The organism is uncultured Mucilaginibacter sp. (genome assembly GCF_913773635.1).
Taxonomy (GTDB): Bacteria; Bacteroidota; Bacteroidia; order Sphingobacteriales; family Sphingobacteriaceae; genus Mucilaginibacter.
Map to the genome: position 1 here is coordinate 429,543 of NZ_CAJYGQ010000013.1, position 20,408 is coordinate 449,950.

At 41.8% G+C, this 20,408-nt stretch carries 16 protein-coding genes and 1 pseudogene; 9 read left to right on the top strand and 8 right to left on the bottom strand.

Going from position 1 to position 20,408, the window contains the following annotated elements; translation table 11 throughout:
• The first annotated feature begins 118 nt into the window (after positions 1-118).
• Positions 119-739, top strand: a complete 621-nt coding sequence (locus tag QZ407_RS17455) for a M949_RS01915 family surface polysaccharide biosynthesis protein (protein ID WP_295773536.1) — start codon at positions 119-121, stop codon at positions 737-739.
• 74 nt (positions 740-813) lie between these two features.
• Here the strand turns inward: QZ407_RS17455 and trxB are convergent, their stop codons facing one another.
• The 5 genes from trxB to QZ407_RS17480 all read right to left on the bottom strand — a co-directional run bounded on the left by trxB (position 814) and on the right by QZ407_RS17480 (position 7,261).
• On the bottom strand, positions 814-1,770 hold the full coding sequence (gene trxB, locus QZ407_RS17460; RefSeq protein ID WP_295773538.1) for a thioredoxin-disulfide reductase: 957 nt from the start codon (positions 1,768-1,770) through the stop codon (positions 814-816).
• 292 nt (positions 1,771-2,062) lie between these two features.
• On the bottom strand, positions 2,063-2,647 hold the full coding sequence (locus tag QZ407_RS17465) for a TIGR00730 family Rossman fold protein (protein ID WP_295773540.1): 585 nt from the start codon (positions 2,645-2,647) through the stop codon (positions 2,063-2,065).
• A gap of 171 nt (positions 2,648-2,818) precedes the next feature.
• Positions 2,819-4,288, bottom strand: coding sequence for an IMP dehydrogenase (gene guaB / locus QZ407_RS17470; RefSeq protein ID WP_295773541.1), 1,470 nt, complete (start codon positions 4,286-4,288; stop codon positions 2,819-2,821).
• Between the two features lie 454 nt (positions 4,289-4,742).
• Entirely contained in the window at positions 4,743-6,017 is a 1,275-nt protein-coding gene (locus tag QZ407_RS17475) for a pitrilysin family protein (RefSeq protein WP_295773544.1), read from the bottom strand.
• 5 nt (positions 6,018-6,022) lie between these two features.
• Complete coding sequence (locus tag QZ407_RS17480; RefSeq protein ID WP_295773546.1) at positions 6,023-7,261, bottom strand: pitrilysin family protein; 1,239 nt, start codon at positions 7,259-7,261, stop codon at positions 6,023-6,025.
• Between the two features lie 265 nt (positions 7,262-7,526).
• Between QZ407_RS17480 and QZ407_RS17485 the strand changes: the two genes are divergently transcribed.
• The gene (locus tag QZ407_RS17485; RefSeq protein WP_295773548.1) at positions 7,527-8,093 is read left to right on the top strand and encodes a hypothetical protein; all 567 of its coding nucleotides are present in this window, start codon (positions 7,527-7,529) and stop codon (positions 8,091-8,093) included.
• 1 nt (position 8,094) lies between these two features.
• On the opposite strand, the gene QZ407_RS17490 is transcribed toward QZ407_RS17485, so the two are convergent.
• Complete coding sequence (locus tag QZ407_RS17490; RefSeq protein WP_295773550.1) at positions 8,095-8,445, bottom strand: phosphoribosylpyrophosphate synthetase; 351 nt, start codon at positions 8,443-8,445, stop codon at positions 8,095-8,097.
• 294 nt (positions 8,446-8,739) lie between these two features.
• On the opposite strand from QZ407_RS17490, the gene QZ407_RS17495 reads away from it, so the two are divergent.
• The 4 genes from QZ407_RS17495 to miaA all read left to right on the top strand — a co-directional run bounded on the left by QZ407_RS17495 (position 8,740) and on the right by miaA (position 14,922).
• Complete coding sequence (locus QZ407_RS17495) at positions 8,740-11,454, top strand: M14 metallopeptidase family protein (RefSeq protein ID WP_295773553.1); 2,715 nt, start codon at positions 8,740-8,742, stop codon at positions 11,452-11,454.
• A gap of 320 nt (positions 11,455-11,774) precedes the next feature.
• Positions 11,775-13,187: an HD domain-containing protein gene (locus QZ407_RS17500; protein WP_295773556.1), complete on the top strand. Its 1,413-nt coding sequence runs from the start codon at positions 11,775-11,777 to the stop codon at positions 13,185-13,187.
• Positions 13,188-13,228: 41 nt separating this feature from the next.
• Positions 13,229-13,885, top strand: coding sequence for a hypothetical protein (locus QZ407_RS17505; protein WP_295773558.1), 657 nt, complete (start codon positions 13,229-13,231; stop codon positions 13,883-13,885).
• 62 nt (positions 13,886-13,947) lie between these two features.
• Positions 13,948-14,922 carry a tRNA (adenosine(37)-N6)-dimethylallyltransferase MiaA gene (gene miaA, locus QZ407_RS17510; protein WP_295773560.1) on the top strand — a complete coding sequence of 325 codons (975 nt, stop codon included), beginning with the start codon at positions 13,948-13,950 and terminating at the stop codon, positions 14,920-14,922.
• Here the strand turns inward: miaA and rfbD are convergent.
• The gene (gene rfbD / locus QZ407_RS17515) at positions 14,903-15,760 is read right to left on the bottom strand and encodes a dTDP-4-dehydrorhamnose reductase (RefSeq protein ID WP_295773563.1); all 858 of its coding nucleotides are present in this window, start codon (positions 15,758-15,760) and stop codon (positions 14,903-14,905) included. The two genes, miaA and rfbD, sit on opposite strands and share 20 nt — an antisense overlap.
• Before the next feature lie 520 nt (positions 15,761-16,280).
• Here rfbD and QZ407_RS17520 point away from each other — a divergent pair.
• The 3 genes from QZ407_RS17520 to QZ407_RS17530 all read left to right on the top strand — a co-directional run bounded on the left by QZ407_RS17520 (position 16,281) and on the right by QZ407_RS17530 (position 20,022).
• Entirely contained in the window at positions 16,281-17,669 is a 1,389-nt protein-coding gene (locus QZ407_RS17520) for an SUMF1/EgtB/PvdO family nonheme iron enzyme (RefSeq protein WP_157539702.1), read from the top strand.
• 74 nt (positions 17,670-17,743) lie between these two features.
• Complete coding sequence (gene gldN, locus QZ407_RS17525) at positions 17,744-18,934, top strand: gliding motility protein GldN (RefSeq protein WP_295773565.1); 1,191 nt, start codon at positions 17,744-17,746, stop codon at positions 18,932-18,934.
• A 206-nt stretch (positions 18,935-19,140) separates the two neighbouring features.
• Positions 19,141-20,022, top strand: a complete 882-nt coding sequence (locus tag QZ407_RS17530) for a class I SAM-dependent methyltransferase (protein ID WP_295773568.1) — start codon at positions 19,141-19,143, stop codon at positions 20,020-20,022.
• Positions 20,023-20,079: 57 nt separating this feature from the next.
• On the opposite strand, the pseudogene QZ407_RS17535 reads toward QZ407_RS17530, so the two are convergent.
• Positions 20,080-20,408: pseudogene (locus QZ407_RS17535) on the bottom strand (SDR family NAD-dependent epimerase/dehydratase); the annotation flags it as partial.

The window sequence follows — 20,408 nt, forward strand, 5'->3', positions numbered from 1 at the left end:
TAACGAATGGTGAAGTTAAAAGATTTTAATGTTTGGCCATAAATTTATAAGGTAAAAAATGGATTAGCGCTGCTGACTTTTTGCTGTAAAGCTTGTTATTGGTACATAACATAAAACCATGAAGCAATTATTAATAGCTGCCTTATTATTTACGGGCACACTAAATACAGCAACTGCTCAAATTAAAACCAAACCTTTAGCTGCGAGTATGATACCGCCGGTAATAAAATACAGTGGCAAAGTGACTAAAGCCCTGCAATTTACCGATGAAAGCGGCACCTATGTAACTTTTACAACCGAAACAGGAATTACTAACAGCAAGGAAGATGATATGGGTAAGGCTGCCTTATATGCTTATTGTTACAAAGCGACCGGCAATACAACGGTACCTGTTTGGCAGGTAAAAGATTTTGTAGACGAGTGCCCGGTTGATATTAAGGCCAAATTTGTGCCCGGAAGTTTTGCTGTAACCGATTTAGATAAAAATGGTATTGCCGAAGTTTGGATGCTATATCAAACTGCCTGCCGCGGAGATATAAGCCCTGATAATATGAAACTTATTATGTACGAAGGCGGCGTAAAGCACGCTATGCGCGGAACAACCAAAGTTGAAATATCACCAAAAAATTATTATGGTGGTAAATACACTATGGATCCGGCATTTCAAAAATCGGCGCCCGCTTTTAAGCAATATGCTACCGCACTTTGGAATAAAAACGTAAAGCAAAAATGGGAATAAATTAAAAGGGCCACTCTTGAAATAGAGTGGCCCTTTTAATTTATGTCTTTCCCTTAAAAGAACTTGTTGGAATTTTAAACCAATTCTTCAGCTTCCTTAGCGGCCAAATAACGTTCGGCATCTAAAGCGGCCATACAACCGGTACCTGCGGCCGTTACAGCCTGGCGGTATACGTTGTCTTGTGCATCGCCGCAGCAAAATACGCCTTCTACGTTTGTTTGCGTGGTGCCAGGCTTGGTTTTTATATAGCCCGTTTCGTCCATATCAATAACACCTTTAAAAATATCAGTATTAGGATGATGGCCGATAGCTACAAAGAAACCAGTAACATCAAGTGTTTTTTCCTCACCTGTTTGGTTGTTAAAAACGGCAACACCATTAACACCCGTTTCATTACCTAAAATTTCTTTGGTTTCGGTGTTATACAGAATTTCAATATTAGGTGTGTTTTGTACGCGGGTAACCATTGCTTTTGAGGCACGGAACTCATCTCTGCGAACCAACATGTATACCTTGCGGCAAAGTTTTGCCAGGTAAGTAGCCTCCTCGGCAGCAGTGTCACCTGCACCTACAATAGCGATATCCTGTCCGCGGAAAAAGAAACCATCACACACAGCACAGGCGGAAACGCCAAAACCGTTATATTTTTGCTCAGACTCAAGGCCTAACCATTTTGCAGATGCACCTGTAGAAATAATTACGGTATCGGCCGTTATAGTTTTCACTTCATCAACCACCACTTTATGCGGCATACTTGAAAAATCAACCGAGCTAACATACCCAAAGCGGATGTCAGTACCAAAACGTTCGGCCTGCTTGCGGAAATCTTCCATCATTTCAGGGCCCATTATGCCGCTAGGATAACCCGGAAAGTTTTCTACGTCGGTAGTTTGCGTTAACTGACCGCCGGCCAGCATGCCGGTGTATAAAACGGGTTTCAGATCGGCACGGGCCGCATAAATGGCAGCAGTATAACCTGCAGGGCCCGAACCTATAATAAGGCATTTAACGTGTTCAGTATCTTGAGACATCAGCGAAATATTTTAACGTACAAAAATAAGCTTTTAAAGCCATACCACAAATGCTGTACCGTCAGTTGAGCGCAACTCTTTTATGAGAAAGTGATTATAATAGTTGTTTAAATCAAATACTAAAACAAACCACAAAATAAATGCGTAAACGGGTTTATATTAAATTCATTACAAGGAAGGATAAGGAGCGGCTATGATAATAATGACAATAATTTATTTGTGTAAGCGATACAATGTGGCCGCCTGGCTAAAAAAACAAAAGGCAGCTATTCAATAGCCGCCTTCAATATTCTTAAGTAAGATTACGATCTTTAAACCACACATCATCAGGTTCGGCTTTAAAATTGGCCATGAGGTCAACCAGCTCAATAGGGCTTACCGATGTTAAAACCAGCTCGCGGTTTGCAGGCTTTAAAAAGCGTTGCTCTACCATTACATCCATTTGTTGCAGCAACAAATCATAAAATCCATCGGTATTGAGTATGCCTATTGGTTTTTGATGCAGGCCCAGTTGTAACCAGGTAAGCACTTCAAAAAACTCTTCGAGAGTGCCAAAGCCACCGGGCAACATTATAAAGCCATCGCACAGGGTAGCCATCAATTGCTTACGCTGATGCATATTTTCTACCACATGCAGTTCGGTAAGACCGGTATGGCCAACCTCTTTAGCCATCAAAAATTCAGGTATCACACCAATTACAGTTCCGCCTTTCTGCATCACGGCATCGGCAATCATACCCATTACTCCTACCCTGCCGCCGCCAAATACCAATGATATGTTGCGGCTCACCATTACATCGGCCAGCAAATCTACAGCTTCAGTCAGTTTAGGGTCGCCGTTAAAGTTGGCGCCGCAGAATATGGCGAGTGATTTCATTTGTTAATTGATTGGTTTGTTGATATTGAAAGCATTGTCATCTCGACGAAGGAAAGATTCTTTTGAATTAATGAGCTAATTGCTTTAAAAAATTTCTCCTTCGTCGAAATGACAGTTTCCCTATGTTAAAAGTTTTTTTGCCGTTATACTATAACTTAGTAACCAAAGAAACTACCTTGTGTAATTAGGTGCCTCTTTAGTAATGGTAATATCATGCGGGTGCGATTCGCGGATACCGGCAGCTGTAATGCGTACGAACCGGGCTTTTTGCAAAGCTTCAATGTTTTTAGCGCCACAATAACCCATACTGGCTTTTAAACCGCCTACAAACTGGTAAGCAACCTCAGCCAATGTACCTTTAAATGGCACACGGCCAACAATACCCTCAGGTACCAGCTTTTTAATATCGTCTTCTACATCCTGAAAATAACGGTCTTTCGAGCCCGATTCCATGGCTTCGATAGAACCCATACCGCGATATGATTTAAAACGACGACCTTCGTATATGATAGTTTCGCCCGGAGATTCCTCTACACCGGCAAATAATGAACCTGCCATGATTGAGCCTGCACCGGCAGCAATAGCCTTAGCAATATCGCCCGTGTGTTTAATACCACCATCGGCAATTACCGGAACGCCGGTACCTTCTAAGGCTTTAGCACACTCGTAAACAGCATATAACTGCGGTACACCTACGCCGGCAATAATACGGGTGGTACAGATACTACCCGGACCAATACCTACTTTAACTGCGTCGGCACCTGCTTCAGCCAATGCACGGGCTGCATCGCCTGTGGCTATGTTACCGGCAATAACTTGCAAGTCGGGGTATTTGGCTTTTACGGCTTTTAACTGATTAATTACACCTTTTGAATGACCGTGAGCCGTATCAATAGCAATAACATCCACACCCGCCTTAACCAGTGCATCAACACGGTCCATAGTGTCGGCAGTTACACCAACGGCAGCGCCTACCCGTAAACGGCCGTGCTCGTCTTTACAGGCAATAGGGTAATTTTTAAATTTCTGGATGTCTTTAAAAGTAATTAATCCGCATAAACGGCCGTCGGCATCAACAACGGGAAGCTTTTCAATTTTCTGATCCTGTAATATCTCTTCGGCCTGCATCAGGGTTGTGCCTTGCGGAGCGGTGATGAGGTTTTGGCTGGTCATTACGTCACGTACCGGCTTGCTCATATCTTTCTGGAAACGCAGGTCGCGATTGGTAACAATACCTTTAAGTTTACCCTCAGCATCAATAACCGGAATACCGCCAATACGAAACTCGCGCATAATTTTAAATGCATCAGATACTAAAGCATCCTCATTTAACGTAACCGGATCTTGTATCATTCCGCTTTCAGAGCGTTTAACTTTACGCACCTCATCGGCCTGACGCTGAATGGTCATGTTTTTATGCAGCATACCTAAACCACCCGCCTGCGCAATAGCAATAGCTAATTGCGATTCGGTTACGGTATCCATAGCCGCCGAAACAATAGGAATATTAAGTTTTATCTTTTTTGTTAGATACGAGCTGGTATCAACTTCGCGGGGTAAAACTTCTGAATATGCCGGTAAAAGTAGAACATCGTCATACGTTAAACCTTCGGCAACAAATTTGGAGGGGTCGAGCTGCATGGCAAATAATTATTGTTATTTGCCGGGCAAAGATATGATTTTATTTTGAATGTTGAATGCGAGATTTCGGAATTAGGTTTGCACAATAGGTTTTTACGTTAGCGTGTCATAAAATTCATGAGACAAATCTGCCTACTCTATCACCCAATATCTGTTAATTGCAATTTGGGCGTTGCCTGCGGCCCGGGCTATCCGTTTCAACTCCTCACTTCGCTATGCTACGTTGCGGGGTTTCCACTTCTATACCTAACGCAAACTGCAGTGGTCTGAATTACTGAATTGATAGCTTTTAAAATTGTAAAACGCCATTGCAAGGCACAAGAGATTTTGCGGTGCTGCCAAAGCAACCCCGGTGTGAATCGCATAAATTATGCTGATTCAGATCTCAGCGCTTCTTCCCCGCAATGACGTGTTATGTTAAAATTCGAAATTGAAAATCCGACCTCCGAAACGCTTAATATTTTCCTACTATAACTTTATGAAACTCATCAAAGTTTAAATACTTGTTGGCAAGGGTCTGTAGTTCTTCGGCGGTGATACTTTTTATAACCTCGGTATAGCGATCATAATAATCAAGTCCTAAACCCGAAAAATATACGTTTTTGAATTTATCAGCATGTGAAAAAACGTTTTCCAAACTTCCAAGTAAAGAGCCTTGCATATAGTTTTTCACCAGCGACAGCTCTTCTTCAGAAATTAGCTCATTTTTCAATAGATTGATTTCTTTTTCAATCTCCTCAACAGCATTACGACAAACATCAGCTCCTACCTCGGTAGCAATAAAAAATGCAGCACCGTGTTTAAGCGATGATATGCCCGAACCAATACCATAGGTGTAGCCTTTGTCTTCGCGAATGTTAGCCATCAGCCTCGATCCAAAGTATCCGCCCAATACGGTGTTCAGTACCTGTAAGGCGGGAAAATCGGGGTGAGAGCGATTTACCATAGGCAAGCCCATACGAATGGCCGATTGCAGTGCCTCGGGCTTCTCAGTGTAGAAGAAACGTTCAGCCACGGGAGTTATGGTTGGTTGTGTTGTATCGGCCGGGTCGGCACTGTTTTGCCAGTTAGCGCATGCACCGGTAACTTGCTGCAGTGTAGCTTCATCAACCTTGCCTGATATAACCAGTGTACAATTGGCCGGTTGGTACATTTGTTTAAAGTGCGCCAGCATATTGGCACGCTGCAATTGCTGGTAATCTACAGCGTTGGCACTTAACCCGTAAATGGTATTACCATAAACAGCTTTATTAAAGGCACGGCGCGCCAGTATATCGTTCTTTTGCAAACTAACCTGTAGCTTTTGCTGCTGGTTACGAACAAACGTATCTAATTCATTTTGCGGAAACTGGCTATTAGTTAATACGTCAACTACCACCGGCAATGTGTGCTCCAAATGGCGGTTAAGACTGTAAAGCGTTAACTGCGATTGATCATAACCATATTCGGCCTGCAAAAAAGCGCCGTAGTAATCAATGCTATCAGCAATTTGTGCAGCGGTAAGATTAGCCGTACCTTCTGTAAGCATGGTGTTAACAGCCATGTTTAGCAAAGGCTTTTGCGTGTCAAACCTCAAATTATTAAAAATCCATTCCACACGCACCAGGTCCTGGTCGCCCGAGTTGAACCAGTATACCTGACAGCCATTTGGCAGCGCAGTATGTCCCGGCTCAATTAAATTTATATGATTTACCGCCTGCGATTCAGGCGCTATTGTTCTATTCAACATAAGCTCTATTTTTCGGCCAGGTAAATTAAGGTTGATGAGTTGTCCTTACGGAATATGCTTTTACAAGCTTTCTGTATTTGTTCAGCTGTAACGGCCAGGTACTTATCTGTTTCGTGGTTAAACTGGTCAGCATCGCCTAACAATTCGTAATATGCCAGGTTCATTGCCTTATCTAACAGTGCCATTTCGGCAAACACCATGGTGCTTTCGGTTTTATTCTTCACCTTGGTTAACTCGTTGTCAGGAATGAGCGTATCACACATTTTGTTCAGCTCTTGCCAAATGGCAGCTTCGGCTTTATCAATGCTTACGTTTTCAAGCGGCTTACCTTCAACCACAAGCATACCTTTATCAAAGCTGCCGGTTAAGTAAGCATGTATTTCACTAAATAAAGGCTGCTCTTTTACCAAAGCACGATAAAGGCGTGATGATTGTCCGCGTGAAAGGATGTCAGATACCAAATCTAAGGCATAATAGTCGCCATTGGTACGCGCCGGAACCTGAAATGCAATATATACATCGTTAAGCGGCACTTTGGCTGTTACAACCTCCCGGCGCTCCTCATACTGATCAGGCTCTTGCGGCAGGTTACGCACATATTTTTCGCCGGCTGGAATTGGAGCAAACCATTTTTCTGACAGCTGCTTTACCTGCTCTGAAGTAACATCGCCACCAACTACCATAATGGCGTTTTGTGGGTTGTAATGCTTTTTAAAAAATGCTTTTACATCCTCAATTTTAGCATGTTCAATATGCTCCAAATTTTTGCCTATGGTTGCCCACTGGTAAGGATGCGTTTTGTAAACCATCGGACGTAGGCGTAACCATACATCGCCGTAGGGCTGGTTAAGGTAGCGCTGCTTAAACTCTTCCATTACTACGTTCCGTTGCACTTCAAGGCTCTTTTCACTAAAGGCAAGACTCAGCATACGGTCACTCTCCAGCCAAAAGGCTGTTTCGAGGTTAACGGCAGGAAGGGTAACGTAGTAGTTGGTTATATCGTTACTGGTAAAGGCGTTGTTTTCGCCACCTACGCGCTGCAACGGTTCATCATAAACAGGAATATTTACCGAACCGCCAAACATCAGGTGCTCAAATAAATGAGCAAAGCCGGTTTGATCGGCACTTTCATCGCGGGCACCAACATCATATAAAATGTTAACTACCGCCATTGGTGTAGTATGGTCTTCATGAACAATTACCCGCAGGCCGTTGCTCAGTGTAAAACGATCGAATTTAACCATGTAATTTTAAGAACAATTTTAGTTAAGCGTCAAATGTAAAACATTTAAAATCGAATTTGTTGGATTGACTTTGTTACTTTAACAAATGTTGCAGCGAGTTTACATTCAAAATGCCTTGCTTGATTGCCCATCATTTATCATACTAGTAACTGCCAAAATAAAAATCTTAGCATGGCACCCTATGCAAAATTTGTAATTTTAACACTGCGCTTAAAGCCACATTCAGATGATATTGTAATTACGCTTTCCATAAATTTGACAGTAAATGTTTAACGAGGACAGTATCATTGCCGCATTGCGCTCGAGAAGTGCGAAAGGGTGGATTACGGAACTTTGCGCTCAAGTTAGCGACAAAGGCTTTATACTTACAGACCTGCTTGACCTTACCCTACACAAAGAAGCTGTAATAGCTTTCCATGCTGTATGGCTGCTTGATACTTTAGTTGAAAACGACCTCGAAAAATATGCAGTAAACATTGATGAGTTTATACATTACAGCAGTCGCATAACCAATCACAGCTGCCAAAGGCACTATGCGCGTATATTTATGCACTTTACTAAAGCAGCGCATAAATCATTAAACATTAAAAACAAGCTGGCGCAAACAGATTTAGAGCCTATGGTGGAACGCTGTTTTGACTGGTTGATAGACCCTAAAGTAAAAGTTGCCGTAAAAGTATCAGCCGGAGAGGTACTTTATAATTTGTGTAACAGGTACGATTGGATTGCAGAAGAATTACAAAATCAACTACGATTTTTAATGCAAAACGGCAGCCCGGCAATTAATGCAACAGGCCGCCGCTTGCTAAAGTTATTGCAAAGAAGTAAATAACTTATTGCTTAGGGCGATCTTCGCCATGCAGGTTATCACTTACCTGGTGATGGTGCAGCTTAGCTTCAATTGCCGATGAGCTGTTGTTAGCATAAGTGCCATAAGCATCAACTAAAACTCCTTTAAGGTTGTATTTTGCCGATGATATTGCGTAAACAATTGACATATCTGAAGGGTTGCTTGGACCCTCGAAACGAAAAAACTCATCCACTTCAAAGTCTTCCGCATTCATTTGTACGTTGTTGCTTTTATCGTCAATGGTATTACCGTTATCTTCAAAGCTAAGGTTAGCGGTATATCCTCTTTGCATCAGGTCGTTAGTGGCATCCACTAAAGTTTCATAATTTTTCATGGTAGCAGTATGTTTAGTGTTTAAGTTAGTTTTAAGGCAATGCTGAATGCGTTGTTATATTGTTAACCACCATTACGGTAAAGTTGTTTTGCTCATTAAGCAGGCATTTTAAGCTTGTTTACAGCACATATATTAAAAGCACATTGCTTTTAGGCTGATAGTGAGGCTTAAGCGCTTTACAGGTAATGCGTTGCGCCGCATTATAATATTGCCCGCACCAACAAAAAAGTTACATGTAACGAACTGAGTTTTATTTAAATTGGGCATCGAAACTATTACGCTTAAACAATCCTGATGAAACTAAAACTACTTGGTACTCTAGCCATTTCTGTATGGCTAACCTCAACGGTGCAGGCTCAAACGGTTCCATCGCCTAAAAGTCATTTTGGCTTTAACATTGGTGATGACTATCAGTTGGCTACGTACACCCAAACAGAAGCTTACTTTAAAAAACTATCGGCATCTCCACGCACCAAACTGGTTGATATTGGCTTAACCGAAGAAGGCCGTCACCAATGGATGCTCATTGTGTCTTCGCCCGAAAACATCAAGAACCTTGATAAGTATAAAGAAATATCAAGAAAGCTGGCAAGGGCAGAAAACCTTACCGATGCCCAGGCAAAATCAATGGCCGAGCAGGGTAAAGCCATTGTTTGGATAGATGGTGGCCTGCATGCAACCGAAACTGTGGGTACGCATCAGCTTATTGAAACAGCCTACGAACTTGTAAGCCGTACCGATGCCGAAACCATGCGCATTTTAAATGATGCAGTGGTGTTACTGGTACATGCTAACCCCGACGGTCAGGAGTTGGTGTCAAACTGGTATATGAGCCAAAAAGACCCTGCCAAACGCAACATGAACATTCCGCGCCTTTATGAAAAATATATAGGTCATGATAACAACCGCGATTTTTACATGATGAACATGAAAGAATCGCAGAATATTACGCGCCAGCAATTTTTAGAGTGGTTGCCACAAATTGTTTACAACCATCACCAAACCGGCCCTGCAGGTTCTGTTGTAGCTGGTCCGCCATACCGCGATCCGTTTAATTACGTTTATGACCCTTTACTGGTAACAAGTATTGATGCTTTAGGTGCAGCCATGAGCAGCAGGCTTAATGCCGAAAATAAGCCGGGCTATACTGAACGTAACGGCACCAGCTTTTCAACCTGGTGGAACGGCGGATTGCGTACTACCACTTACTTTCATAACATGGTTGGCTTGCTTACCGAAATTATTGGCAGCCCAACCCCTGCAAGCGTTCCGCTGGTTCCTGAAAGATTAATACCCAGCAGCAACACGCCGTTCCCGGTAACACCACAGCCTTGGCACTACAAACAATCTATTGATTATTCCTTATCGTTAAATTACGCCGTATTAGGTTATGCCGTACGCCAGCGCGACCAAATGCTTTACAACATGTATGTAATGGGTAAAAACTCCATCAATCGTGGCGGTAAAGACAACTGGACGCTGTCTCCTAAACGTGCCGACTCCATAAGCGCTGCTTATAAAAAAGACCAAACGGCAACAGGCAATGCTGCAGGCGGCCGTGGTTTTGGTGGCGTACCAGTAAAGTATTATGATCAGGTATTAAAGGATGTAACCCTGCGCGATCCGCGTGGATACATCATTCCGGCTAATCAAACCGATTTTCCAACCGCGGTTAAGTTTGTAAACGCCCTTATACGTGCGGGCTTGGTTATTCACAAAGCAACCGCCAATTTTAAGGTAAACGGTGTAAGTTATCCTGCAGGTTCATATGTGGTGAAAACCGATCAGGCGTTCCGCCCGCATATATTAGATATGTTTGAGCCGCAAGATCATCCAAATGATTTTCAATATCCCGGAGGCCCTCCTATTCGCCCGTATGATAATGCCGGCTGGACTTTAGCTTACCAAATGGGTGTTAAGTTTGACAGGATACTTGATGGGTTTGACGGCCCGTTAAGCCGCGTGCCTTACGGACAACTACAAACACCGCCTGCACAGGCAGTAGCAGCAACCGCTAAAGGTTACTTGATTGATGCAGGCATTAATAACGCCTTCACGCTGGTAAACGATATGCTTAAAGCAGGTGCCGAAGTTTACAGGGTACCTACCGAGGGAGGTGCATTTTATATACCTGCTACAACTCAGGCCAAAACAGTGTTTGATAAAGATGCAAACCTTGGTGTAAAAACAAAAGCAGCTTCAAAGACACCTAAAGGTGCCGTTAAGGTTTCAAAACTACGCATTGGCTTATGGGATACCTACGGAGGCTCCATACCATCGGGCTGGGTACGTTGGATGCTTGAGCAACAGCACTTTGATTTTGAGCGTGTGTACGCACAAGAAATAGACGGCGGCAACCTTAAAAGTAAATTTGATGTGTTAGTATTTGTTGGCGGCGCTATACCATCGGCTACGCCACGTGCAGGGGGCTTTGGAGAATTTGGCGGTGGTCGTAACGTTAACGCAGACGAACTGCCGGCCGAGTACCGCAATCAAACCGGCCGCATAACTGCCGATAAGTCTATACCGCAATTAAAGGCATTTTTAGAAGCCGGCGGCAGTATTGTTACTATTGGCAGCAGTGCCAACCTGGCCTATCACTTAAAACTTCAGGTTACAAGTGCATTAGCCGAAACTGTGAACGGACAAACACGCCCGTTAAGCGGTGATAAGTTTTACATTCCAGGCAGCGTATTAGAGGTAAGCTATGATACCACACAGCCGGCTAACTGGGGTATGGCATCAACCGGTAATGTTATGTTTGACAGCAGCCCGGCCTTTACCATTAATGATAGCAGTATTAAACCGTTGGCAATTTATGCTACCGAAAAACCGTTGAGAAGCGGCTGGGCATGGGGACAAAAATATTTAAAAGGCGCAGCGGCTTCATTTGTTGCCCCTGTTGGTGTAGGTAAGCTCTATGTATTTGGTCCGGAGATCACCTTCCGTTCACAAGCACACGGAACTTTCCGCTCATTATTTAATCAACTGTACGCTACAGCTAAATAACAATTTTACATTTACAACGAAGGGGAATTGCTGCGCAGCAATTCCCCTTCGTTGTTTTGAAGAGTCGTTTAGTTTTTTGTACAATAGTTTACCTGTTGACATCATTGGTAGCTAAAACCAATTACTGGCACATCATTTGATTACACTAAGCCGTAATGTGAGTGTTAGAATAGATGCAGAGGAGAGGAGCCGCCATACGAAACGTAGGGCGGCTTTTTTTTGTTAAAATCATAAAATTGCACGCAAGATTAAGCTTCATAATTTCATTTTAGTAATTACATTTGCGGCTTATTTGAACGCAGGTAACTGCCCTCTTCAATATGAAACAGCATTTGCAACATCCTGTATTTAAAACAATATCTGCCCTGGCAACAGAGCAGCAGGTTGAGGCTTATGCTATAGGCGGCTTTGTACGTGATATTTTTTTACATCGCACTTCAAAAGATATTGATGTTGTAGTAATTGGTAACGGCATTCACTTCGCCGAGGCTGTAGCCAGAAAGCTGAACGTTAAAGTATCAGTATTTAAAAGCTTTGGTACGGCTATGTTGAAGTACCAGGACGTCGAAGTAGAATTTGTAGGTGCACGTAAAGAATCATATCGTTCACAATCGCGTAAACCTATTGTAGAAAACGGCACGCTTGATGATGATCAGAAGCGGAGAGATTTTACCATAAATGCTTTAGCTATTGCTTTGCATGGCGCTGAGTACGGCGAATTAATTGATCCGTTTGGCGGTATGGCCGACTTGGAAAGCAAACTGATTCGCACGCCGCTTAACCCCGAAGAGACATTCTCTGACGATCCGTTACGCATGATGCGGGCAATCAGGTTTGCCTCACAACTCAATTTTATAATTGATAAAAAAGCAATTGATGCCATTAAACTTAATAAAGACCGCATCAATATTGTATCGCAGGAACGGGTTACTGATGAATTGAATAAGATTATTCTTTCCAATCAGCCTTCGGTAGGTTTCAAATACTTGCTTGATACCGGCCTTTTAAAAATAATATTTCCGCAAATGGCTGCGTTGCATGGCGTAGAGGTTGTAAACGGCCGCGGCCATAAAGACAATTTTTACCATACCCTGCAAGTACTTGATAATATATCGGCTACAACAAATGATTTATGGCTCCGCTGGAGTGCCATTTTGCATGATATTGCCAAACCTGCCACCAAGCGCTTTGAAGCCGGACACGGCTGGACCTTTCATGGCCATGAAGACAAAGGCGCACGCTGGGTACCCAAATTGTTTGCCCAGCTGAAACTACCGCTTAACGACAGGATGAAGTTTGTACAGAAACTTGTACAGCTGCATATGCGCCCAATTGTTCTTACACAGGAAATTGTGACCGATTCGGCCGTTAGAAGATTATTATTTGAAGCCGGCGATGATATTGAAAGCCTGATGTTGCTTTGCAAGGCCGACATAACCACTAAAAACGAATTCAAGGTAAAGAAGTATCGTCAAAATTTTGAGTTGGTGCAACAAAAGCTTAAAGATGTTGAAGAGCGTGACCGTGTACGCAACTGGCAGCCCCCTATTACAGGTAATGACATCATGAAAATATTCGGGCTTAAAGAAGGCCGTGAAGTTGGAATTATTAAAAGCAAGATACGCGAAGCCATACTCGAAGGCGAAATTTCTAACGACTATGATGCGGCGTTAAAATTCACAATTGAAAAAGGCCAGGAAATTGGCTTAAAAGTTGTGGAAAACTCAAAATAAATTTTAAACTGTATTTTTACACTTAAATCAACCTATAAAAAATGGCACTATACCGTTTCAGGGTAACATTTGAAGATTATGATGATATAAGCCGGGAGATTGACATTAAATCTACCCAAACATTTGCCGATTTGCATCAGGCAATACATCAAGCAATTGGTTACAATCCTGATTACTCTTCTTCTTTCTACATCAGCAATGATCAATGGACAAAGGGAGAAGAAATTGCTTTCAAACCCAGTGACCGCAAGGTTGACAGGGGTGTTGCATTGATGGAAAAATCAAAGCTCAGCAGTTTTATAGATGATCCGCATCAAAAATTTTATTATACCTCAAATTTCGAACGCCCCTTTGACTTTCACGTCGAATTAGTTAAAATTCTGGACGAAACAGCTGGCACCAGCTACCCTGCAGTAGTTAAAAGTACCGGCGAAGCACCGAAACAATTTGGCAACGTTTACACTCCGGCTGCTGCAACGGCTGAAGCGAATGAAGACTTTGACTTTTTAAACGAATTGGAGTACAACCCTGAAGATACTGAAGATTTTGAGGAGGTTAACGAGTCGGGCAGTAGCACCAAAGACGGTGACGACGATAGTGGCGAGGAGGAAGACGAGTTTGGCAACGAGTTTTCAGATAATGAAGGCTTTGATGATGACGAACGTGGTGGAAGCCGCGGCCGAAGCGACGATTATTAAACACCCGTAAATTTATTTAAGCCGGTTTTATACGGCATCTTAATGCTTGATGCTTTTGCAATTTGAAGCTTATAAGATGCCTCAATAAAACCGGCATATTTTATTATACCCTATCAGTTTTGAACAAAAGCAAGTACTTAATTAGCATTGCAGGTCCAACTGCGGTTGGTAAAACAGCTGCTGCAATTAAACTTGCCAAATACTACAACACAGAGATTGTTTCGGCCGATTCGCGCCAGTTTTACCAAGAGATGAGTATTGGTACCGCCAAACCATCGGTTGAGGAGCTGAGCGCAGTTCCCCATCATTTTATAGGGTCGCACAGTATTAAGCAAAGCTTCAATGTTGGAGATTTTGAACGCGACGGCTTAGCAAAGCTTAATGAGCTATTCAGTAATCATGATGTAGTGCTTATGGCTGGTGGTTCGGGCCTGTATGTAAAAGCAATTACTGACGGATTTGATAATCTTCCAGACATAGACCCTTCGGTTCGGCTAAGTCTTAATGAAACTTTTGAGCAGGAAGGCATTAACGTTCTACAGAACCGACTTAAAGAGGTTGATCCGGAATACTTTGAAATAGTTGACAAAAATAACCCTCAACGTGTCATACGCGCTTTGGAAGTTTTTGAAAGTACAGGTAAACCCTTTTCTTCCTTCCATAAAGGCGCTGCCAAACAACGCAGTTTCAACATCATTAAAATTATACTTGACCTGCCCCGCGAAGAGCTCTACAACCGTATTAATAAGCGCGTGGACGTGATGATGGAAGCAGGACTACTTGAAGAGGTAAAACAACTACTTCCCTACCGCTCATTGAACGCTTTAAACACGGTTGGATATAGCGAGATATTTGATTATTTGGATGGCGCCACAGATTTAAATACGGCAATCGAATCAATCAAACAAAATACCCGTCGTTTTGCAAAACGACAGCTCACCTGGTTTCGTAAAGATAAAGACAACAAATGGTTTCACCCCTTGGATGTTGATGGGATGAAAACCTATATTGATAATTTTATTGCTGCAAACGGTTGATGCATTTCTGCAAGCTGTGCCTCCAGTATGGAATACTTATACCAAAGGTTGACTTTACTTTGCTTTTATCCATAACCGAAAAAACAGGTCTTGTTGCCGGGGTTGGATATTGAGAAGTACGAATAGGATTAACCTTAACGGTAGCACCTGCAATATCAAAAATCCCTACAGCAAAATCATACCACGATGTTACCCCCTCATTGCTGTAATGATAAATGCCGTATTGCTGATTATCGGCTTCAATTATGTCCAAAATACAAGCCGCTAAATCAACGGCGTAGGTTGGTGTACCAATCTGGTCGGCAATTATATTCAGTTCTTCGCGCTCGGCACCAAGCTTCAGCATAGTTTTAACAAAGTTGTTACCATATTCGGAGTACAACCAACTTGTGCGCAGTATATAATGCTTATCTAAACTTTGAACAATGTCTTGCTCTCCTTCAAGCTTGGTTAGGCCGTAAACGTTAATCGGTGCAGCAACATCACTTTCGGTCAGCAAAAATGGCGTATTGCCTTCAAATACAAAGTCGGTTGATACGTGCACCAGCACTGCACTAAATTGCTTACATAATTGTGCTAAGTTGGCTGCGCCGTCTTTATTAACTTTTCTTGAAGTCTCTACATCGCTTTCGGCCTTATCAACGGCAGTATAGGCAGCACAATTGATAACGTACTCAGGCTTATATGTTTCAAACAGATTTTCGAGCGCTTCTATATTCAATACATTGGCTTCCTCTTCGGCCGGAAACTTCAGGAATTCAATTCCACGTTCGTTGGTAACTTTTTTTAAACATTGTCCTAATTGGCCCGAGCCGCCAAAAACCAGCGTTGTTTTCATGATAGCAGTTATTTACACCGAAATTAATAAAAATACCATTGGATAAGGTATCGCTGTACGACAACTTTAATTAACTGTTATGAAACATTGGCAAAATTTTTGAGACCATATCAATAAATTAAAAGAGGTGAAGTTTAAAATTAGTTGTTAATTTCTAATTAGATTTTCGTTTGAGAGACAGTTGGCAACAACTTTTTTACAAATGATAAACATTTTTAATTAAAGATTATTTTATTAAAATATTTTTTGTTGAAAACACCTATTTTATAAAATTTAATTATACACAAACAAAATATTATTATTATTGTAATGAATATCGTGGTTTTTTTAGTAAGTTGTAAGTTAAGATTACTAAATTGAATGTTACAATTTTATGTTTAACTGTAGCTTATTCATTTCATTTAGTATCATATTCCTGCTCTCTCTAAGTAAATCATTTGATTTTGTTTCAATTTTTAGTAAAGGCACATAATCAACCAGTTCATATAATTTTTGTAATCGAATCATAATTTCATCGTCAATGAATATTAAGTTTTCACATTTTGCTCTCACCTTTTCGGTTGCTGTAGCTTTTACGGCCTGTAAAACCAACCGACGCCTGGATGGCATGGACAGAGTAGGTACATCTAAAACTACTTTGCAATCACTTACGCCACTTGCCCCACACGGAATGGTATTCGTTCCTGCAGGTTCTATTATTGAAAAAGATGTCGTTACCGACACATCAATGGCAGTTGATACTGTTCCAAGAACAGTAACAGTAAGTGCCTTCTTTATGGACCAAACAGAAGTAACCAATAAACAGTACAGAACCTTTGTTGACTGGGTTGCAGATTCGGTTGCTGTGACTGATTACCTTAAAGACGATAAGTACTTCCAAAAGAAAAAGAATTCTACCGTTAAAGCTAAAAAAGGTACCGGTAAAAATCAGCAAACTGTTGATATCCCTACCTTTGCTGATACTACACGTGCTATTGACTGGAGCAAAGTAGGTGGCAAAACACCACTTTGGCAAAGTAACGATCCGGTAATTAAAGGTGCATTATATGGCAAGCTTTATACCATGGAAAATGGTAAGCCAACCCTTATTAAAGATGCCGTAGTTTACCGTTTTGACAGACTATCTGTAAACCGCTCAGGTGCCAGCAAGTACATTACTGATACTGTTGCTGTACCGCCAAACACCAAAGTTTGGTCTAATGATTTTCCTAACTCCCAAATGGAGATGATGGATAATAACTACTACACCAACCGTAGTTACGATGAGCATCCGGTTGTTGGCGTAAACTGGAAACAAGCCCGTGCATTTACCGATTGGAGAAGCAAAATGATTTATGCTACCACTGGCGAACGTTCACTTGCCCGTTTATATAACTTACGTTTTAACCTGCCTACAGAAGCCCAATGGGAATATGCAGCTTCTGCTGATAAAAAGCAGGAAGACTTTGACAAACTTGCTACCGTTAATCTTAAAGACAAAAAAACAAAGAAAAACGTTGACATGCTTGCTGTAAACTTTAAACAACAGGAAGGTGATTACCGTAAAGATGGTGGAACTTTTACCATGCACGTTAAATCATATGCACCTAACAAAGTTGGTTTATATAATATGATGGGTAACGTATCTGAATGGACGCTTGATGCTTTCAGCCCTTCATACAAAGAGCTTGTGCATGATCTTAACCCGGTGTTATTATATGATGCAGCAGATAACGAAAGTGAAGCTATGCGTCGTAAAGTTATAAGAGGCGGATCATGGAAAGATAATGGTAACATGCTTACTCCATCAACCCGTAACTATGAAATTCAAAATGTATCTCACTCGTACATTGGTTTCAGATGTGTTATGCCGGCACCTGATATTGTAATTGAACAAACTAAAACCAGAAAACTGGCTAAAGGCAACTAATAACAAACACATAAGATTGATTTAGCAGATGCAGTGTAAGCAGTTATACTGCATCACAACAACAACTTAGAACGATGAAAAAATTAACGCATAAATTTTACGTAACTGCCTTTAGCCTTATAGCCTTGGTGGCAGTAACCACCACTGCTGATGCGCAAAAAAGAAAAAGCAGAAGTACGAAGGCTCGTACAACAAAGTCGAAACCGGTTGTAAAACCTGCGTACACTGCGCAAACTGAACCAGTGGTTACTGAAACGGCAACACCTGTGGTAACTCCGCCGGTTAATGCCCAAACCAATATGCCTAAAGATTCGTTACCTACAGACACTTTGCCTGTAATGGACGGTTTCTTCAAAAGCGAAATGTTTAACAATGCTAAGGCTTATAACTATCCGGCAATACAAGCCCGCGATGCTCGTTTTTACAAACGTATTTGGAGAGACATTGACGTAAACGACCCTAAAAATGCATTGCTTAACGTACCTGGTGCAACCCTTGCAGAAATTGTATTAGAAGGTTTACGTTCAGGAAAGCTTACTGCTTATGATCCAAGCCCTACCAATAACGATAGCACGTTTGCAACTCGTATCAACATGTTAGGTGCAATGTCTCGTTTTCAGGATAGCACGATGGTAGATCAGTTTGATGCCAACGGTAATAAAATTGGTTCAAAAATGGTACTTAATGACTTTAATCCGGCATCTATTACTAAGTTCAGAACCAAAGAAGATATTTACTTTGATAAAAAACGTTCAATGGTTGTAACCCGCATTATTGGTATTGCTCCTTTAAAAGCAATACAAGCTGCAGGTACTACTGTAGGTGAAGCACCGGTGTTCTGGTTATATTTCCCTCAGTGCCGCGACTTCTTTGCAACTAAAGACGTATCTGATCCGGACCGAAATCTTTATGACACCAGCTTAGATGATATCTTCTTACAAAAAAGATACACCAGCACAATTGTACGTGAGAGCGGATCAAATACTCAGCGTACCACCGCTCAAATTGCTTCAGCAAATGCGGCATTAGCAGGTACAGCTACTGATGTTTTGAACGCAGAACAAGACAAGTCGGCAAAGTCGAAGAATATCGAGAGCAAAATTCAGAACTTCAAGAGCAAAACCTGGAGTTACGAAATTCAAAAAACGCAAACTGCTGCTGAGAAAAAAGCTGCAGAGAAAGCGAAAAAGGACGCTGAAAAAGCTCAGAAAGATGCACAAAAGGCAGAATCAAAGACTGCTTCTGCGCAGGGTAAAAAGAGCTAAGCTATTTCGGTCTAGTAAAAAGGCGGTAAGTTCACACTTACCGCCTTTTTTTATTCGTAATATTTCTTTAATTACCAATTGAATATCATTTACAAATTAGTTAATTTTATAAATCATTAGCCGATACTGCTATTGTTGAAAATAATTCAAATTTCAACGACTTCTATTACGGTATTTATACTTTATATTTCACATCTACATATTACATGCATTCACAACTTGCGCCATTTTTAAAAGATGGAGTTACTTTTATTGAAAGAGACTCATATGTTGAGTTCCCTATATTACGCCATTCTGAAGGGCTAAAAGCAAATGCCTACTATTTTGGTAATGCTGAGTGGGCAGAAGAGTATTTAACCTATTGCCACCGTAGCGATACTTTTAAAAGCCGCTGGGAGGCCGCCAGTGGTGATTGGACCGACAAGGTGGTAATTGACATTGGTTGTGGCCCTGGCAATGTTTATGCTACACTGCAAGGCAAACCAAAGCAGTTAATAGGTGTAGATGTGGCCCCAAAATCGTTGGAGCTTGCAGGTAAGTTAGGCTATACTTCTGTGTTGGCAGATGCTAATAATCTTCCATTTAAATCGGCTATTGCTGATGTAGTTGTCTTAAATGCTGCCTTGCATCACTGTGAAAACATGGATTCAGTACTTAAAGAAGCTGCGCGGCTTGTAAAGCCGGGTGGCGTGTTAGTTACCGACCATGACCCTCAGTACTCCGCATGGAATTATAAAGGCTTAGGAAAGCTTTTATGGAATCTAAGGCTGGTTTACTACCGCCTGATAGGCTACAGCTTTCATAAGACCTCCGATCAGCAAAAATGGGGGCTTGCCTGCGAAATACATCACCAACCCGGACATGGTGTTACCCGCGAAATGTTTGAAAGCGTTTTAGAGCCGCACGGCTTTGAGGTTAAAGTATACCCGCATAACCATGATTTAGGACGAGAGGTTTTGGAAGGTAAAACCGGTAAAGCTGAGTTTAAATATCGTTTGGGCCACGTTCTTTCAGGTCGCAACCCATCATCGCCCAACAGCGCACTTACTTTAATGTGCGTTGCAAAAAAGGTTAACCCAATTGCTTAATACAAGAAAGGCGCGCATTTAATGCGCGCCTTTTATATTGGCTCTTCAAGCTAATTTCTATCTGTTGTATTGAGAGAATTCCTTGTGCTCGATAACGTGCTGAGGAAGTGACTTGAAATACTCGTAAGTAATTTTCAAACCTTCCTGGCGGCTTACCTTTGGCTCCCAGCCCAAAATGGCTTTTGCCTTGGTAATGTCAGGTCTTCTTTGCTTAGGGTCATCAGTTGGCAATGGTTTGCCTACCAGTTTCTGATCCGTTCCGGTTAGCTTAATGATCTCCTCACCAAATTCTTTGATGGTGATCTCATCCGGGTTACCTATGTTCATTGGCTGTACATAGTCGCTCAGTAACAAGCGGTAAATGCCCTCTACCAAATCATCTACAT

Coding starts and splice junctions, on each gene's coding strand:
- QZ407_RS17505 (WP_295773558.1), top strand. CDS start 13,229: ATGGCACTATACCGTTTCAGGGTAACATTTGAAGATTATGATGATATA.
- QZ407_RS17530 (WP_295773568.1), top strand. CDS start 19,141: ATGCATTCACAACTTGCGCCATTTTTAAAAGATGGAGTTACTTTTATT.
- QZ407_RS17490 (WP_295773550.1), bottom strand. CDS start 8,445: ATGAAAAATTATGAAACTTTAGTGGATGCCACTAACGACCTGATGCAA.
- QZ407_RS17480 (WP_295773546.1), bottom strand. CDS start 7,261: ATGGTTAAATTCGATCGTTTTACACTGAGCAACGGCCTGCGGGTAATT.
- QZ407_RS17475 (WP_295773544.1), bottom strand. CDS start 6,017: ATGTTGAATAGAACAATAGCGCCTGAATCGCAGGCGGTAAATCATATA.
- guaB (WP_295773541.1), bottom strand. CDS start 4,288: ATGCAGCTCGACCCCTCCAAATTTGTTGCCGAAGGTTTAACGTATGAC.
- QZ407_RS17455 (WP_295773536.1), top strand. CDS start 119: ATGAAGCAATTATTAATAGCTGCCTTATTATTTACGGGCACACTAAAT.
- QZ407_RS17495 (WP_295773553.1), top strand. CDS start 8,740: ATGAAACTAAAACTACTTGGTACTCTAGCCATTTCTGTATGGCTAACC.
- gldN (WP_295773565.1), top strand. CDS start 17,744: ATGAAAAAATTAACGCATAAATTTTACGTAACTGCCTTTAGCCTTATA.
- QZ407_RS17485 (WP_295773548.1), top strand. CDS start 7,527: ATGTTTAACGAGGACAGTATCATTGCCGCATTGCGCTCGAGAAGTGCG.
- rfbD (WP_295773563.1), bottom strand. CDS start 15,760: ATGAAAACAACGCTGGTTTTTGGCGGCTCGGGCCAATTAGGACAATGT.
- trxB (WP_295773538.1), bottom strand. CDS start 1,770: ATGTCTCAAGATACTGAACACGTTAAATGCCTTATTATAGGTTCGGGC.
- QZ407_RS17500 (WP_295773556.1), top strand. CDS start 11,775: ATGAAACAGCATTTGCAACATCCTGTATTTAAAACAATATCTGCCCTG.
- QZ407_RS17465 (WP_295773540.1), bottom strand. CDS start 2,647: ATGAAATCACTCGCCATATTCTGCGGCGCCAACTTTAACGGCGACCCT.
- QZ407_RS17520 (WP_157539702.1), top strand. CDS start 16,281: ATGAATATTAAGTTTTCACATTTTGCTCTCACCTTTTCGGTTGCTGTA.